Source organism: Gulosibacter sediminis, assembly GCF_014904065.1.
GTDB classification, from domain to species: domain Bacteria; phylum Actinomycetota; class Actinomycetes; order Actinomycetales; family Microbacteriaceae; genus Gulosibacter; species Gulosibacter sediminis.
The window spans coordinates 77293-93361 of sequence record NZ_JACXJG010000001.1; the positions used below are offsets into that span (position 1 = coordinate 77293).

Consider the following 16069-nt stretch of genomic DNA (forward strand, 5'->3'; position numbering starts at 1 on the left):
CCACAAGGCGGTATTTCATGTTGCTTAAATTGCTCGGCAGGTATTTGCGCCCGCACCTGCCGCTCGTCATAGGCGTGCTGGTGTTCCAGTTGCTCCAGGCGTTCGCAATGCTTTACATTCCAACGCTCAACGCCGACATCATCAACAACGGTGTCGCGAAGGGCGATGTCGGGTACATCTGGCAGACGGGCGGCGTGATGCTGCTCGTCGCGATCGGCCAACTCGTGTGCATCCTCGTCGCGACCTACTGCTCGGCACGCGCCGCGATGTCGGTCGGCCGCGACCTGCGCCGCGACGTGTTTGACCACGTTGCCGGCTTCTCCGAGCGTGAGGTTGCCGAGTTCGGCGCCGGTTCACTCATCACCCGCAGCACGAACGACGTGCAGCAGGTGCAGATGCTCGTGTTCATGGGCGCCCTCGTCATGGTCTCGGCGCCGATGCTCGCGATCGGTGGCGTCATCATGGCCATCCGTCAGTCGATCGAGCTCTCGTGGGTGATCGCCGTCGCCGTGCCCGTCCTGCTACTCCTTATGGGCGCCATCGTCGGCCGCATGATTCCGCTCTTCGGCAAGCTCCAAGACCGCCTCGACGGCGTCAACCGAGTGATGCGCGAGCAGCTCACGGGCATCCGCGTCGTCCGCGCCTTCGTGCGCGAGGACATCGAACGCCGCCGCTTCGGAGAGGCGAACGACAACCTCGCCGACATCGGCCTCCGCGTCGGTAATCTCTTCGTCATCGTGTTCCCCGCCGCGATGCTGATCATGGAGATCACCTCGGTCGGCGTCGTCTGGTTCGGTGGCCACCTCGTTGACTCCGGCACCATCGAGGTGGGCGCGCTCATCGCCTACATCTCGTACACGATGCAGATCCTCATGGGCGTCATCATGGTCAGCTTCATGACCACGATGATTCCGCGCGCCTCGGTCTGCGCGACCCGCATCAGCGAGGTGCTCGCGACCGACACGTCGCTGAAGTTCCCCGAACAGGGCATCGCCGAGCAGCCCACCCCAGGCCGGGTCGAGTTCGACAACGTGACGTTCGCCTACCCGGGCGCCGACAAGCCGGTGCTCAGCGACATCAACTTCACCGCCGAGCCCGGCCAGACGGTCGCCGTGATCGGCTCGACGGGGTCGGGCAAGACGACGCTCGCGNCCTCATCCCGCGCCTGTTCGACGTCACCGACGGCCAAGTGCGCGTCGGCGGTGTACCGGTGCGCGAGGCGGATGCGTCGAGCCTCTGGGACTCGATCGGCTATGTGCCGCAGCGGCCGTACCTCTTCGCCGGCACCATCGCATCCAACCTCGAGGTCGGCCTTGAGGGCGCAACCGAGGACGACATGTGGTGGGCGCTGCGCGTGGCGCAGGCCGATGACTTCGTCAGCGATATGCCGGGCCAGCTCGAGGCGTCGATCGCCCAAGGCGGCACGAACGTCTCGGGCGGTCAGCGCCAGCGTCTCTCGATCGCCCGCGCGCTCATTCGCAAGCCGAAGCTGCTCGTGTTCGACGACTCCTTCTCGGCGCTCGACCTCACGACCGACGCCCGCCTGCGCGAGGCGCTATGGCAGGAGCTGCCGCAGACGACGAAGTTCGTCGTCGCCCAGCGTGTGTCGACCATTACCGACGCCGACCGCATCATCGTGCTCGATGGCGGCCGCANTGTCGGTGACGGCACTCACGAGCAACTGCTCGCGGACAACCCCACGTATCAGGAGATCGTCGAGTCGCAGCTCGGCGCGGAGGCAACTCGATGACCGACGCACCCAAGACGAATTCCACCGCAACCGTCGACGAATTCGACGAAGAGACCGCCGCGGCCGCCGCTGCCGGCGGCGACTGGGGTGGCATGGGCGCCGACTCGCGCCCAGCGAAGAACTTCTGGCCGAGCTTCAAGCGACTGCTGAGCCTCATGGCACCGTGGAAGCTGAAGTTCGTGTTCGCCACTGGGCTCGGCGTGGTGTGGGTGCTCCTCACCCTCTGGGCGCCCCGCCTGCTCGGCAACGCCACCAACCTCATCTTCGAGGGCGTCATCTCGGCGCAGATGCCCGCGGGCGTCTCGAAGGAACAGGTGGTCTCACAGCTCGAGGCCGACGGGCAGCATAACTTCGCGGAAATGGTGTCGGCGATGGACCTCGTGCCTGGCCAGGGCGTCGACTTCTCCGCGCTCTCGCAGACCCTGCTGGTCGTGCTTGCGGTGTACCTCATCGCGACGCTGCTCGACTACTGGGTCGGCTACATGCTCAACGGCATCGTCATCAAGGCGATGCACCGCCTGCGCCGCAGCGTCGAAGATAAGGTGCACAGCCTGCCGCTGAGCTATTTCGACCGCACGAAGCGCGGTGAGTTGCTCAGCCGTGTCACGAACGATGTCGACAACATCACCAACGCGCTGCAGCAGTCGCTCATCTACGTGATCAACAGCGTGCTGATGATCATCGGTCTGCTCATCATGATGTTCACGATCTCATGGCTGCTGGCATTGATTGCGCTCGTGACGCTGCCGATCACCGGCATCATCATGGCGGTCATCGGCCCGCGTTCGCAGAAGGCCTACCAGGGCCAGTGGAAGTCGACGGGTCGTCTCAACGCCCGCGTCGAGGAGTCGTTCTCGGGCCATGCGCTCGTGCGTGTCTTCGGCCGCGAGAAGGATTCGCGCGAGAAGTTCAACGACGAGAACGACGAGCTGTTCCAGGCATCGTTCAGGGCGCAGTTCCTCAGCGGTCTGATGATGCCGCTCATGCAGTTCGCCGGCANCACTGTCGACCGTCGGTGTCGCCGTTATCGGTGGCCTGCAGATCGCGAGCGGTAACCTCCGCCTCGGCGATGTGCAGGCGTTCATGCAGTATTCGCAGCAGTTCTCGGGTCAGATGGGTCAGGTCGGGCAGATGGCCCCGGTCATTCAGTCGGCCACCGCCTCGGCCGAGCGCGTGTTCGAGCTGCTCGACGCCGAGGATGAGCCGGAGGACGACCCGAACTCGCCCGACCTCGTGCCGGGCCCCGGCAAGATCGAGTTCGACCACGTCGCGTTCTCGTACTCAAAGGACAAGGACTCGCCCGACTGGCGCCCGCTGATCAAAGACCTCAGCTTCAGCGTCGAGCCCGGCCAGACCGTCGCCATCGTTGGGCCGACGGGCGCCGGTAAGACGACGCTCGTCAACCTCGTCATGCGGTTCTACGACGTCGACTCCGGGCGCATCCTGCTCGACGGGCAGACGACGGGCGAGCTTCGCCGTCACGACGTGCGTGCCCGCACCGGCATGGTGCTGCAAGACCCGTGGCTATTCCAGGGGTCGATCCTCGAGAACATCCGCTACGGCAACGACGACGCGACCGACGAGCAAATCAAGGAGGCGGCGCGCACGACCTACGTCGACCGCTTCGTGCAGTCGCTGCCCGACGGCTACGACACCATGCTCGACGAGGACGCCTCGAACGTCTCGGCGGGTGAGAAGCAGCTCATCACGATCGCCCGCGCGTTCGTTGCCAACCCGGCCGTACTCATCCTCGATGAGGCCACGAGCTCGGTCGACACCCGCACCGAGCTTCTGCTGCAGCAAGCCATGAACGCGCTGCGTCAGGGCCGCACGAGCTTCGTGATCGCGCACCGCCTCTCGACGATTCGCGACGCCGACCTCATTCTCGTGATGGAGCAGGGTTCGATCGTCGAGCAGGGCAACCACGACTCGCTGCTCGCGCAGCAGCGCGCCTACTGGCGCCTCTACCAGTCGCAGTTCTCGGGCGCCGCGACCGACCTCGACGAGGCCCCCGGCGACGGCACGGCCGAGCACGCGCAGTCGGCGACCGGTGCAACCCCGGTCGTCGGCGGTCCTGCGGGCGAGCAACTGACGGTGAGTTAGCGAAACGAGTGTGGGCCGCATCCCGAAGGGGATGCGGCCCACACTCATTCTCGGGACTACTCGTCGAAGCCGCGGAAGGCCGGGGTGCGCACCTGGGTGGCCGTGAGGTCACTCGCTGCAACCTCGGCGTACCCCGCGTCGCCACAGTCGGCGAGGTAGTCGCGCTCGCCGCGCTGGTAGATCTCGCACTCGGGCGTCGACGCGATTGCGTCGCCCGGCGCATCGGGCGCCACTTCGCCCTCGTGCCAGACGACCTGGTCGCAGAGCACGTCGAAATTGGTTGAGTAGGGGTCTCGATTGGTCGTGAGCGCGTTTTCGCCGCCGCGGAGCAGGCTGAGGTGACTCTCCTGAAGAATCGGTACCTGCGTCGTCGCGTCGGTTTCGAGTTGCTCCCCGAGAAACATCGAGCAACCGAGTGTCGCCTGTTCGCTCGACACATAGTCGTTGGGGTCGACATCGCGGTACTCGCCGGTGAATAGCGTCGCATTGAGTTCGCGGTCGAGCGCCGACCATCCGACGACCGCCCAGCCATCGCCAATCGCCGCAAAGTGGTCGAAACCGTGGCCCTCGCTCTCGGAGCCCTCGACTCGATAGAAGGCCACGTTCGGCGTCGGGGTATCGGTGAGTGTGTAGTTGTTGGCTTCGAGGTCGGCAATGAACGCGTCGAACGAGTCAGACGTCTCCACGTAGGAATAGAGCACGCCCACCTCGTAGTCGCTGCCGTAGATCGAGCAACTGAGGCCGCGATCGATGGGCGTCGCGGTGCCGGTGGCGCCGGTCTTGTCGAGCTGGAAGGTGCCGCCGGTGACGGCGACCTGTTCCTTGAGGCCCCAGCCGGGCATCGAGAGGTCGAACGCAGCATCGTGCGCCATCACGCCGGGGCAGCTCAGCGTCGACACTGGCGCGGTCTCGGCGGCATCGGTCGTTTCGGGCGCGGCGGTCTGCGTCGAGGATGCACCGGGCGACTCATTCACCGGCGGTGGCGTCGCGGACGGGCGGGGGTCGGAGCCGCCGAATGCGCATCCGGTGAGCAACAGCATCGCTGCCGCGGTGAGGGCGAAAGGGGCGGGGCTCAGGCGTCGAGTCACGCGAATCTCCATTGTTCGGTGGGCTTGCTCCATCGTCGCATGAGCAGCGGCCCGCCACACCCCAGTCGCGCTAGCTCGCGGCGCCTGGGCGATTCCAGAGGGCAGGCCACGAGCCGCCGAGCTCGCGCACGAGACGACGCACGACGGGCAACGAGATGCCGATGACCGTCGATGGGTCGCCGTCGATACGGTCAATGAAGGCACCACCGAGCGAGTCGATTGTGAAGGCGCCCGCGACGAAGAGTGGTTCGCCCGAGGCGACGTACGCGTCGATCTCGGCGTCGTCGAGGTCGTCAGCGAACGTCAGGGTCGCCGACTTCACGGCGCCGACGCCGACCGCGCCGTCGTGCCCCTCGCGCCGATCGACGAGCCAGTGGCCCGACCACAGCGTGCCGCTCTTGCCGCGCTGCTGTTCCCAGCGTTCGCGGGCGCGCTCAGGCGTGTGCGGTTTGCCCTGAAGCACGCCGTTGACCTCGAACATCGAGTCGCCGCCGAGCACGAAGCCATCGAGCGTATCCTCGCCATCGGCCACCGCGAGCGCCTTCGCGCGCGCGAGCGTCAGGACTGTCTCGGCCGGCGTGAGCGAGCCCGCGGCCGCAAGCACCGCATCCTCGTCGACGTCGCTCGGGCGCACGATGGGCTCGATGCCGGCGGCGCGGAGCACCTCGAGGCGGGCGGGGGAGGTGGAGGCAAGAATCAACGACATGCGCGCCAGTTTAGGCAGGCGGGTGAACGCGGCCGGCGTCAGTCGCGGCGCGTGCGGATGCGCAGGCCGAGCACGAACATCACGATGCCCGCGATGAGGCACACGAGCGTGAGGATGAGCGAGACCGCCATCGCGATGTCGTCGCCGGCGCTGCGCTTGATGCCGTCCGAGCTGAGTGCCCCGGCAACGATGAGAATGATGCCGACGATCATGAGGGCGACGCCGCCCTTGCGCTTCGGTGCCTTCGGAGTACTCATCGCGCCAACGCTAGCAGCCGGGACCGCAGCGGGCCGCGCCAACTAGACTTGTTGGCGTGACTGAAACCACTGCATCCGAGCTCGTTCCGGGCCAGATCGTTGAACTGACCGTCGGCGATGTAGCCCACGGCGGCATCTTCGTCGCTCGCCACGAGTCGGGACGGGTCGTGTTTGTCTCGGATGCGTTGCCCGGCGAGCGCGTCGAGGTGCGCGTCGCCGAAGTGAAGAAGCGCTTCGCCCGTGGCGAGACGCTGCGCGTGCTCGAGGCCGCGCCCGAGCGTCAGGAGCACGTTTGGGCGGCGGCGTCGCTCGACCGTGCGCCTGAGGATCGCGCCGGCGGTGCCGAATTTGGGCACACCCTGCCCGAGTTCGGGCGCGAGCTAAAGCGGCGCGTGCTTGCCGATGCGATGGTCCGCTTCGGCGGCGTTGACGCCGATGGCGCGCTGCTTGGCGAACTCGAGGTGGCGGGCCTGCCCGGCGACGACGAGTCGCGCGGCACCGGCTGGCGCACCCGCCTCACGCTGCACGTCGATGCCGACAAGCGCGTCGGGCCGTATGCCGCCCGATCGCACCGCATCGTCGATGTCGACGACCTGCCGCTCGCCTTCAGCGACATCGAGGAGTCGGCGCTCGCCGAGATCCGCGCCGGCTCGCGTTCGCCCGGACGCATTGACTTCGTCGCGCCGGCTGACCACGAGGTGCACCTACTTCGCCGCCCCGATGCGAAGCCGGCCCGCGCTGCCGGCATCGTGCACGAGCGAGTGCACGACTTCGCGTTCGACGTGAACGAAGACGGGTTCTGGCAGATCCACCGCGGCGCCGCGACGACCCTGTTCGACGCGGTCGGCGAGGCGCTTGATCGCGAGCACTTCGACGCCGCAGCCCAGCACCTTGACCTCTACGGCGGCGTCGGCTTGCTCGGTGCGGCGCTTGCGGCCGCGGCGGGGGAGCCGGGCATCCGGCTCGAGTCGGTCGAGGTGGCCGAGGAAGCCACGACGCACGCCGCCGCGAACCTTGCCCGCTGGGAGGGCACCTCGGCGGTGACCTCGGCGGTCGACCGCTACCTGCGCGGGCTGGCTACGACGGCGGATGCGTCGCTGCGCGAATCCCTCGCCGCTGGCACCGTCGTGCTCGACCCGCCGCGCTCGGGCGCCAAGGCCCCAGTGATCGACGCGCTCGCGGCGCTCGAGCCGCAGCAACTCATCTACGTGGCCTGCGACCCCGTCGCGCTCGGCCGCGACACCGGACTCCTGCGCGAGCGCGGCTACGAACTCACCCGCCTGCGCGCCTTCGACCTCTTCCCGAACACGCACCACGTCGAGGCCGTGGCCACTTTCATCCGCGCCGCCCACTAGCAGGCGGTGCCGCGCGGGCGCTCGCTAGCGGTAGCGGTCGGTGAGGATCTGCTGCGCGGTGACGCCGCCACGCGTGGCGCGCTGCGTGCGCTGCCAGGGTGTGAGCCGCGCGGGGCGGTCGCGCGGGCGGTCGACCGACACACCCGCGGTGAACATGACGCCGAGGGTGCCCGCAATCGCGGCGAGTTCGTCTTCGGTCGGGTTGCCGCGCGGCAGTCGCGCGTCGCCCGGCGTGAGCGAGTCGGTGAGGTCGATATCCGGAATCCGGACCTTTGGTTGCTTCGACATTAGAGCGGAATGTTCCCGTGCTTCTTCGGTGGCAGCGACGCGCGCTTCGAGCGCAGCGACCGCAGCGCCTTCGTCAGCGTGACGCGGGTCGACGCCGGTTCGATGATCGAGTCGAGCTCGCCACGCTCGGCCGCGAGGTACGGCGTCGCCACCGAGTACGTGTACTCGTCGGCGAGCTTTTTGCCCAGCGCGGCGGCGTCCTCACCCGCCTCCTCGGCGGCCTTGATGTCGCGGCGGTAGAGGATGTTCACGGCGCCCTGGCCGCCCATCACGGCGATCTCGGCGGTCGGCCACGCGAAGTTGAGGTCGGCGCCGATCTGCTTCGAACCCATGACGATGTATGCGCCGCCGTAGGCCTTGCGCAGAATCACGGTGACGAGCGGCACGGTCGCCTCGGCGTATGCGTAGAGCAGCTTCGCGCCGCGGCGAATAACGCCCGACCACTCCTCTTCGGTGCCGGGCAGGTAGCCGGGCACGTCGACGAGGGTGACGATGGGGATCGAGAACGAGTCGCACATCCGCAGGAAGCGCGCCGCCTTCTCGCCCGCGGCGATGTTCAACGTGCCGGCCATCTGGTTCGGCTGGTTCGCGATGATGCCGATCGGCGAGCCCTCAAGGCGGGCGAAACCGACGATGACGTTCGGCGCATAGAGCTCCTGCACCTGCAGAAACTCGCCGTCGTCGACGACCGACTCGATCACCGAGAGCATGTCATACGGCTGGTTCGGCGAGTCGGGCACGATCGTGTTGAGCTGGCGGTCGGCGTCGGTGACCTCGAGGGTCGAGACAGCGTCGTAGGTCGGCAGCTCGGCGAGGTTGTTGTCGGGCAGGTAGCTGAGCAGGTTGCGCGCGTAGTCGAGCGCATCGTCTTCGTCCGACGCGAGGTAGTGCGAGACGCCCGACACCTTGTTGTGGGCGAGCGCGCCGCCGAGCTCCTCCATGCCGACGTCCTCGCCCGTGACAGTCTTGATGACGTCGGGGCCGGTGACGAACATGTGCGAGGTCTTGTCGACCATGATCACGAAGTCGGTGAGTGCGGGCGAGTACACGGCGCCACCGGCCGCGGGGCCCATGACGATCGAGATCTGCGGGATCACGCCCGACGCGCGCGTGTTGAGACGGAAGATCTCGCCGTACTTACCGAGCGCGATCACGCCCTCCTGGATGCGCGCCCCGCCCGAGTCGAGGATGCCGATGATCGGCACGCCGGTCTTCAGCGCGTGCTCCATGATCTTCACGATCTTCTGCCCGGCGACCTCGCCGAGCGAGCCGCCGAACACCGTGAAGTTCTGCGAGTAGACGGCGACGTTGCGGCCGTGGATCGTGCCGGTGCCGATCACGACGGAGTCGCCGAACGGCCGGCTCTTGTCCATGCCGAACGCGGTGGTGCGATGGCGCACGTACTCGTCGAACTCGACGAACGAGCCCGGGTCGAGCAGCGCAAGGATGCGTTCGCGGGCGGTGTTCTTGCCCTTGGCATGCTGCTTCTCGGCGGCACGAGCTTCGGCGTCGGTGACGGCCTCGGCGTGGCGGTGCTTCAGGTCTCGGATGCGGCCTGCGGTCGAGAGGTCGACCTCGGGCTCGCTCGCGGCGGGCTTGTCATTCATCCTGCCCACCCTATACGCGCCGGGGTCCCAATCTGTGGATGAAACCTCGTATACATCGCGGAAGATTCTTGACGAATGCCACAAAGCGCGGCAGGGTGCTCCATGATCACGCACGGATGCAGCCCGATCTCGGCCGATGCGGCCAATAATGGGAGCACTATGACTGCTGCCAGGGGACCCAAGATCGAATGGCTCGACACCGTCGACTCAACGAATGACGCCGTTCGCCGCCGCTTCGCTGACGAGGAGCAGTTCGCGCAGTTCCAGACCCTCGCGACCACGAACCAGACAGCGGGCCGCGGCCGGCTCGACCGCGAGTGGATCGAAACCCCGGATGCGTCGCTCGCCATCTCGACATATCTCGAGTTCTCGGCGGATGCGGCGCGCACGTCGATTGGTTGGGTCACCCTTGCCGCTGGCCTCGCGCTTCGGGCTACCCTCGCCGAGCTGGCGGGCCCCCACCAGGCGAGTCGCCTGCAGCTGAAGTGGCCGAACGACGTGCTCATCGAGGGCCGCAAGACCGCGGGCATCCTCGGCGAAATCCTCGGTGTGATCGCGGGCGGCGAGCGCTTCGCCTGCGTCGTCGGCACCGGCATCAACCTGCGCGACCCGCAGGCACTCACGACGCCGATCCCGATCGTCGCGCCGCCGGCGGCCGCGGGTGCCGCCTTCGCCGCGGCCCAGGTGTCGGAGGCGTTCGCGAACGCCGACGCGCTCGCGAACGCGACGTCGATCGCCGACCTCGGCCTCCACGTGCCACACGAAGACCTGACGGTCCGGTACGTCGGCGAGCTCGCCTCGCGCATCGACGCCCTCATCGCGCACAACGGCGACGCCGAGGCCTCAGGGCTCGCGGCCGAGCTGCGAGACAACCTCACGACCCTCGGCCGCCGCGTACGCGTCAGCCGTCTCGAAGACACCGACCTCGTCGGCACCGCGAGCGGGGTCGCCTCGACGGGCGAACTCCTCGTCACCGACGACGCCGGCACCGAGCACGCCGTGCGCGTCGGCGACGTGCAGCACCTACGCCTCGACGACGGGTCGCTCGCGTGAGCAGCCCCTTCGCACCCGGAGGCGGGCACCCGCAGCACGCTGGCCCGCCGCAGGCCGCCGACCAACCGCAATCGAGCGACGCCGCGTATCCGCCCCGCCACGCGCAGCCGGCGCACCAGGCGCAGCCTCCGCGCGGCGTCGCCGAGGTGACCATTGCGCGCATCCGGCAGCACGCGAATCGCATCGTGATCCCGAGCCTCGTGATCATCGTGTGCGCCGCGTTCATTGGCTACGCGTTTCGCGAGCTGCGCGAGTCGGGCCCGTGGCTGTGGTGGGGCATCATCGCGGCCGTCGCGCTGGTGCTGCTCGGCTTCGTGCCGATCATTCTCTGGCTGCGCACCCGCTACACCATCACCACCTATCGCACCTCGACCCGCAAGGGCCAACCGCACAACACCACCCACGAGCTACCGCATCATGTCGTTTCGAGCGTCGAGATGCGCCGCAACGCCTGGCAGGCGATTTTCGGCAGCGGCACGATCACGTTGCTCTCGGTATCTGGACTGCGGATGCAACTGCGCGACGTGCCGAACGCGGTCACCGTGACCCAGGCGTTGCGTGAGCTGACGGGAAACCCCGAGCGGTAGGGTCAAACCACTGCAATAACTAGGAGGCCTACATGAGCATGGATGTATTTGAACGACGCGAATCTGAGGTCCGCGGGTACATCCGCGCATTCCCAGCCGTGTTCACCTCGGCGAAGGGGTCGCGACTCATCGCTGAAGACGGCACCGAGTACATTGACTTCTTTGCCGGTGCCGGAACGCTCAACTACGGGCACAACAACGACAACTTCAAGCAGGCGCTGCTCGACTACATCGAGCGGGACGGCATCGTGCACGGCCTCGACATGGCCACGAGCGCGAAGCGCGAGTTCCTCGAGGCGTTCGAGCAGCACATCCTTACGCCCCGCGGACTCGACTACCGCGTGCAGTTCACGGGCCCGACCGGCGCCAACACCGTCGAGGCGGCGCTGAAGCTCGCGCGCATGGCGACGGGCCGCAGCAACATCATCGCCTTCACGAACGCGTTCCACGGCGTCTCGCTCGGCGCGGTCGCGGCCACGGCGGGCTCGGGCTTCCGCAAGGCCGCCGGCGTCAACCTCGGCAACGTCACCCGGATGCCCTACGACGGCTACCTCGGCGCCGACTTCGACACGCTCGACCTGCTCGAGAAGATGCTCGACGACGCATCGGGCGGCGTTGACGCCCCTGCCGCCGTGATCGTCGAGACGGTGCAGGGCGAGGGCGGCATCAACGTCGCCTCGCGCGAGTGGCTGCAGCACCTGCGCAAGCTCACTGCCGACCGCGACATTCTGCTCATCGTCGACGACATCCAGGTCGGCGTCGGCCGCACCGGCNAGTTCTTCAGCTGGGAAGACTCGGGAATCGTGCCCGACCTCGTCACGCTCTCGAAGTCGATCGGTGGCTATGGCTTGCCGATGGCACTGCTGCTCATTCGCCCCGATCTCGACATCTGGAAGCCGGGTCAGCACTCGGGCACTTTCCGCGGCCTCAACCTGTCGTTCGTCGCCGCGCAGCGCGCTATCGAGACGTACTGGACGAACGACGAGTTCGAGCGCGGCATCGCCGAGCGCAGCGAGCTGCTGCGCGAGGAGCTCGAGAAGCTCGCCGCCGAGCATCCCGCCCTCGAGCTCGAGGTGCGCGGCCGCGGCCTCGTCTACGGCGTCGAGTCGAAGGCCGACCGCACGTGGGCCGGCCGCATGAGCAAGGAAGCCTTCAAGAACGGCGTCATCATCGAGTGCGCCGGCTCGGACGATCAGGTGCTCAAGTTCCTGCCGCCGCTCGTCATCGAGCTCGACGAGCTGCGCGCCGGCGTGGATGTGCTCGCGCGCTCGGCCCGGAACCTCGCCGCCGTCGCGAGCTAGTTAGTCCGCCGGTCGCGCGGCCGCTAGGCGGTCGCGCGGCTGGGGGAGTAAACCCACCAGCGGTAGAGCACGAAGCGGAAAACCGAGCCGAGGCCGATACCGACCAGCTTTGAAATGTTGTCGGCGATCGGGCTCGTCCAGCCCATGCCGTAGTGGGTGAACCACAGCGGCAGCAGGCCGATGAGCATGCCGGCGAGGCTGACGGCGAAGAACTCGATCGCCTCGCGCGAGGTTGAGGTGTGGTGGCGTTCCTTGCGGAACGTCCAGAAGCGGTTGCCGGCCCAGTTGAAGATGATCGCGACGAGCGTCGCGATGATGTTCGCGGCCATCGGGCCCCACGTGACCTCGGAGGGCGACAGCACTGTCGCGCGCAGCCAGTTGAACACGCCCATGTCGACGACGACGCCGAGGCCGCCGATGAGCCCGAACTTCATGAGCTGCTTGAAGAGGTGGCCCCACCAGTCGCGGGTGCCGCGGCGGGGGTGATTGCCGGGGTGGGTTCGCGCGTCGGCCTCTTCAGCAGCAATGATCGCGATCGCACCCGATTGGGGGTGCCTGGTGTCGCGCCACGACGGATCGTGGTGGGGATGCTGCTGTTCAGTCAATGCGTGTCCGATGGGTCGGGTGCAGGGAAAGTCCTCGCGGGCCGTCGACCATTCTCGCATGAGAGACCCCTGCGCACGCTGATCTGGCGGTTGTGGATGCCACAATGGAGAGGATGTCGGCGGCCAGCGTGCACGTCATACAACGAGCGGAGGATTTTCATGCCAGTGCCAATCGTGGGTGTTATCGGCGGCGGCCAGCTCGCCCGAATGATGGTGCCGCAGGCGCTCGAACTTGGCATTGAGATCCGCGTGCTCGCCGAGACAGAGGGCTCGTCGGCACGCCTCGCGGCGACCGAGGTCGGCGACTACCGCGACCTCGAGACGGTGCGCGAGTTCGCCCGCGGGGTCGACGTCGTCACCTTCGACCACGAGCACGTGCCGCAGGACGTCCTCCGGGCGCTCGTCGACGACGGCGTCGCCGTGCATCCCGGGCCCCACGCCCTCGAGTTCGCGCAGGACAAGCTCGCGATGCGTCGCCGCCTCACCGAACTCGGCGCGCCGGTGCCCGAGTGGGCCGAGGTACGCACCGAGGCCGAGCTTGACGCATTCATCGCCGCGCACGACGGCGAGGCGGTGCTGAAGACGCCCCGCGGCGGCTACGACGGCCACGGCGTGCGCATCGTGCGCGCCGGCAGCGAGGGCGCCGACTGGTTCGGCGACTTCGAGGCGCTCCTCGTTGAGGAACTCGTCGACTTCCGCCGCGAGCTCGCGCAGCTTGTCGCGCGCCGACCCTCCGGTGAGATCGTGGCCTGGCCGCTCGTCGAGTCGGTGCAACAGAACGGCGTGTGCAAGGAGGTGCTCGCCCCGGCTCCTTCCGCCTCCCCACGCGAGCGCGAGGTGACGCGCGCGATCGCCGAGCAGATCGCATCCGGCCTCGACGTGACCGGTGTGCTCGCGGTCGAGCTGTTTGAAACCACCGACGATCGCGTGCTCATCAACGAGCTCGCGATGCGCCCGCACAACACGGGGCACTGGACGATCGACGGCGCTCGCACGAGCCAGTTCGAGCAGCACCTGCGCGCCGTGCTCGACCTGCCGCTTGGCGACGCGAGCGCCCGCGAGGCCGCGAGCGTCATGATCAACATTCTCGGCGGCCCGCAGCACGAAGCGATCACCGATCGCTTCGCCGCCGTGATGGCCCGCCACCCCGAGGCGAAGTTGCACACCTACGGCAAGTCGGCGCGCCCCGGCCGCAAGGTGGGCCACGTGACCGTGACCGGTGGCAACCTCGACGAGGTCGCCTACGCCGCGCGATCCGCGGCCGCGACGTTCGACGATGAGGAGATCGCGGAATGACCACGGACGCGACGCCCCGCGTGGGCATCATCATGGGCTCAGACTCCGACTGGCGAGTCATGCACGAGGCCCGCGACATCCTCGCTGAGTTCGGGGTCGCCTGCGAGGTCGAGGTCGTCTCGGCCCACCGTACGCCCGACAAGCTGGTCGACTACGCCCGGCAGGCGCGCTCGCGCGGCCTCGAGGTGATTATCGCGGGCGCCGGCGGCGCGGCGCACCTGCCCGGCATGGTCGCCTCGATGACCACGCTGCCGGTGGTCGGTGTGCCCGTGCCGCTCAAGTATCTCGACGGGATGGACTCGCTGCTGTCGATCGTGCAGATGCCCGCGGGCATCCCGGTCGCGACCGTGTCGATCGGCGGCGCGAAGAACGCGGGAATTCTCGCCGCGCGCATCCTCGGTNTCGCACGACGCGGCAGTGGCCGATCGGCTGCAGGAGTACGCCGACGGGCTCACCGCGATGGTCGATGAGAAGAACGCGGCGCTCAAGGCGCAGCTCTAGCGTTCGGCTTGGCCGACGGTTTTTCGCGAGCGCGCCGGGTATATTCCCTCGGGGCGTGATTGCGGTGTTCCGTCAGCCGCGCCCCTTCGCGTCCGCGACCTAGGCCTTTCATTTATGCACTCATCCTTCGCCCGCCCGCTGCGTCAGCCCGACGTGTCCTCACCCGAGTTCATGACTCGGCGAGCCTGGTGGCTACTCGTCGCCAACCTGCTCGTGCCGGGTGCTGGCCCGCTGCTTGCCGGCAACCGCCGATTCGGGCGCGCGGGGCTGCGGCTCTGGCTGCTGTGGGTGTACGTGCTCATCGCAGTGCTCGTGCTTTGGTTCGTGCTCCGCAGTGCGCTGTTCTTCCCGCTGACCACGTCTTGGGGGCTGCGGCTGCTCGCGTGGGTGTTCCTCGGCTACGGCCTCTGGATGGCCGTGACGATGGTCGAGACGATGCGGCAAGCGAGGCTCATTCGCGTGGATGCGCTCGCTCGCGGCCTGGTGCTCGTGGTCGCGCTGATCGCGACAGTGATTCCGGTGTTCGTTGGCGGTTTCATCGCGACGCAGATCGGCGTCGTGCGGAACACCGTCGACAACATCTTCGGCGGCGGCAGCGCGGGGCTAAAGCTGCCCGCCGACGGCCGCATCAACGTCATGCTGCTCGGCGGTGACGCGGGCGCGGACCGCGAGGGCGTGCGCCCCGACTCGATCAGCGTCATGAGCTTCGACGCGTTCACTGGCCAGGTTACGACGATCGGTCTGCCGCGTACGCTCACCGATTTTGGCTTCGTCGACGGCCCGATGCACGACATGTATCCCGATGGCTACACGGGCTGCAACGTCGACGTCTGCTACCTCAACTCGGTCTACACCGAGGTGACGGTGTGGAACTACGACATGTACCAGGATGCGGCCGACCACGGCTCCGAGCCGGCCATCGAGGCGACGAAGGACGCGGTCGAGTGGATCACCGGCCTCGACATTCAGTACCACGTGATGATCAACATGCAGGGGTTTGCCGACCTCGTGGATGCGATGGGTGGCGTCGAGATCGACGTCAAGGAGCGCATCGCGATGGGCATCAACGACGATGGCTCACCCGGCTGGACGCCGCCGACGGCGTACATCGAGCCTGGCCTGCAGACGCTGAACGGCGATCACGCCCTCTGGTACGCCCGCTCGCGCTACGAAACCACCGACTACGCCCGCATGGAGCGGCAGCGCGAGCTGCAGGACGCGATCATCGCGCAGCTGCCCGGCGCCATGGTGCAGCACTCGAGGGCAATCATGAACTCCCTCGACGAGGTCGTGACAACTGACATCCCGAAGGGGCAGATCGGCATCATCGCCGACCTCGCGCTGAAGTCGCGCGGCCGCGACGACAACATCCGCCTCGACCTCGCGCCGCCGCTGTTCCAGATCGAGGACGTCGTGCCCGATTACGAGTACGGCCACACCCTCATCGAGGACGCCCTGGCGGGCAACGACCCGAACGCGACGCAGTAGCGCGCGCATCCGGTCCCTGAGCTTGTCGAAGGGCCGACCCGTGCACGTGGCCGGGCCCACGACACAAAGTGATGGCAAGTTACA

Annotated in this window: 13 protein-coding genes and 2 pseudogenes; 9 read left to right on the forward strand and 6 right to left on the reverse strand. The window is 67.6% G+C overall.

Features of this window, described 5'->3' with window-relative positions; genetic code table 11:
• The first annotated feature begins 17 nt into the window (after positions 1–17).
• Positions 18–1750: pseudogene (locus ID132_RS00350) on the forward strand (ABC transporter ATP-binding protein).
• Positions 1747–3853, forward strand: a pseudogene (locus ID132_RS00355) (ABC transporter ATP-binding protein). The pseudogenes ID132_RS00350 and ID132_RS00355 overlap by 4 nt, the downstream one beginning before the upstream one ends.
• Before the next feature lie 56 nt (positions 3854–3909).
• On the opposite strand, the gene ID132_RS00360 reads toward ID132_RS00355, so the two are convergent.
• From ID132_RS00360 to ID132_RS00370, 3 genes are all read right to left on the reverse strand, one after another.
• Entirely contained in the window at positions 3910–4941 is a 1032-nt protein-coding gene (locus ID132_RS00360) for a hypothetical protein (RefSeq protein WP_125106884.1), read from the reverse strand.
• 70 nt (positions 4942–5011) lie between these two features.
• Complete coding sequence (locus tag ID132_RS00365) at positions 5012–5647, reverse strand: Maf family protein (protein ID WP_125106885.1); 636 nt, start codon at positions 5645–5647, stop codon at positions 5012–5014.
• Between the two features lie 38 nt (positions 5648–5685).
• On the reverse strand, positions 5686–5904 hold the full coding sequence (locus tag ID132_RS00370; RefSeq protein WP_193127572.1) for a hypothetical protein: 219 nt from the start codon (positions 5902–5904) through the stop codon (positions 5686–5688).
• A 56-nt stretch (positions 5905–5960) separates the two neighbouring features.
• Here ID132_RS00370 and ID132_RS00375 point away from each other — a divergent pair, with 56 nt between their 5' ends.
• Complete coding sequence (locus ID132_RS00375) at positions 5961–7259, forward strand: class I SAM-dependent RNA methyltransferase (RefSeq protein ID WP_193127573.1); 1299 nt, start codon at positions 5961–5963, stop codon at positions 7257–7259.
• A 24-nt stretch (positions 7260–7283) separates the two neighbouring features.
• Here ID132_RS00375 and ID132_RS00380 read toward each other — a convergent pair whose 3' ends face one another.
• Both ID132_RS00380 and ID132_RS00385 read right to left on the reverse strand, forming a co-directional pair.
• Positions 7284–7547: an acyl-CoA carboxylase epsilon subunit gene (locus ID132_RS00380; protein ID WP_125106888.1), complete on the reverse strand. Its 264-nt coding sequence runs from the start codon at positions 7545–7547 to the stop codon at positions 7284–7286.
• A complete protein-coding gene (locus tag ID132_RS00385) occupies positions 7547–9154 on the reverse strand; it encodes an acyl-CoA carboxylase subunit beta (RefSeq protein ID WP_193127574.1) in 1608 nt (535 codons plus the stop codon). The genes ID132_RS00380 and ID132_RS00385 overlap by 1 nt, the downstream gene beginning before the upstream one ends.
• A gap of 159 nt (positions 9155–9313) precedes the next feature.
• On the opposite strand from ID132_RS00385, the gene ID132_RS00390 reads away from it, so the two are divergent.
• The 3 genes from ID132_RS00390 to ectB are packed head-to-tail and all read left to right on the forward strand — an operon-like array spanning position 9314 to position 12095.
• Complete coding sequence (locus tag ID132_RS00390) at positions 9314–10207, forward strand: biotin--[acetyl-CoA-carboxylase] ligase (RefSeq protein ID WP_164509745.1); 894 nt, start codon at positions 9314–9316, stop codon at positions 10205–10207.
• On the forward strand, positions 10204–10794 hold the full coding sequence (locus tag ID132_RS14525) for a PH domain-containing protein (RefSeq protein WP_125106891.1): 591 nt from the start codon (positions 10204–10206) through the stop codon (positions 10792–10794). Before ID132_RS00390 ends, ID132_RS14525 begins: the two co-directional genes overlap by 4 nt.
• A gap of 38 nt (positions 10795–10832) precedes the next feature.
• Positions 10833–12095: a diaminobutyrate--2-oxoglutarate transaminase gene (gene ectB, locus ID132_RS00400; RefSeq protein ID WP_459562411.1), complete on the forward strand. Its 1263-nt coding sequence runs from the start codon at positions 10833–10835 to the stop codon at positions 12093–12095.
• A gap of 23 nt (positions 12096–12118) precedes the next feature.
• Here ectB and ID132_RS00405 read toward each other — a convergent pair whose 3' ends face one another.
• Positions 12119–12700 (reverse strand): GtrA family protein, encoded by a 582-nt coding sequence (locus ID132_RS00405; protein ID WP_235988147.1) that lies wholly within the window; start codon positions 12698–12700, stop codon positions 12119–12121.
• Positions 12701–12859: 159 nt separating this feature from the next.
• On the opposite strand from ID132_RS00405, the gene ID132_RS00410 reads away from it, so the two are divergent.
• The 3 genes from ID132_RS00410 to ID132_RS00420 all read left to right on the forward strand — a co-directional run bounded on the left by ID132_RS00410 (position 12860) and on the right by ID132_RS00420 (position 15985).
• Positions 12860–13996 carry a 5-(carboxyamino)imidazole ribonucleotide synthase gene (locus ID132_RS00410; RefSeq protein WP_125106893.1) on the forward strand — a complete coding sequence of 379 codons (1137 nt, stop codon included), beginning with the start codon at positions 12860–12862 and terminating at the stop codon, positions 13994–13996.
• Positions 13997–14055: 59 nt separating this feature from the next.
• Complete coding sequence (purE, locus tag ID132_RS00415) at positions 14056–14466, forward strand: 5-(carboxyamino)imidazole ribonucleotide mutase (RefSeq protein WP_459562412.1); 411 nt, start codon at positions 14056–14058, stop codon at positions 14464–14466.
• Between the two features lie 145 nt (positions 14467–14611).
• Positions 14612–15985, forward strand: a complete 1374-nt coding sequence (locus ID132_RS00420) for an LCP family protein (protein ID WP_193127576.1) — start codon at positions 14612–14614, stop codon at positions 15983–15985.
• The last annotated feature ends 84 nt before the right edge of the window (positions 15986–16069 follow it).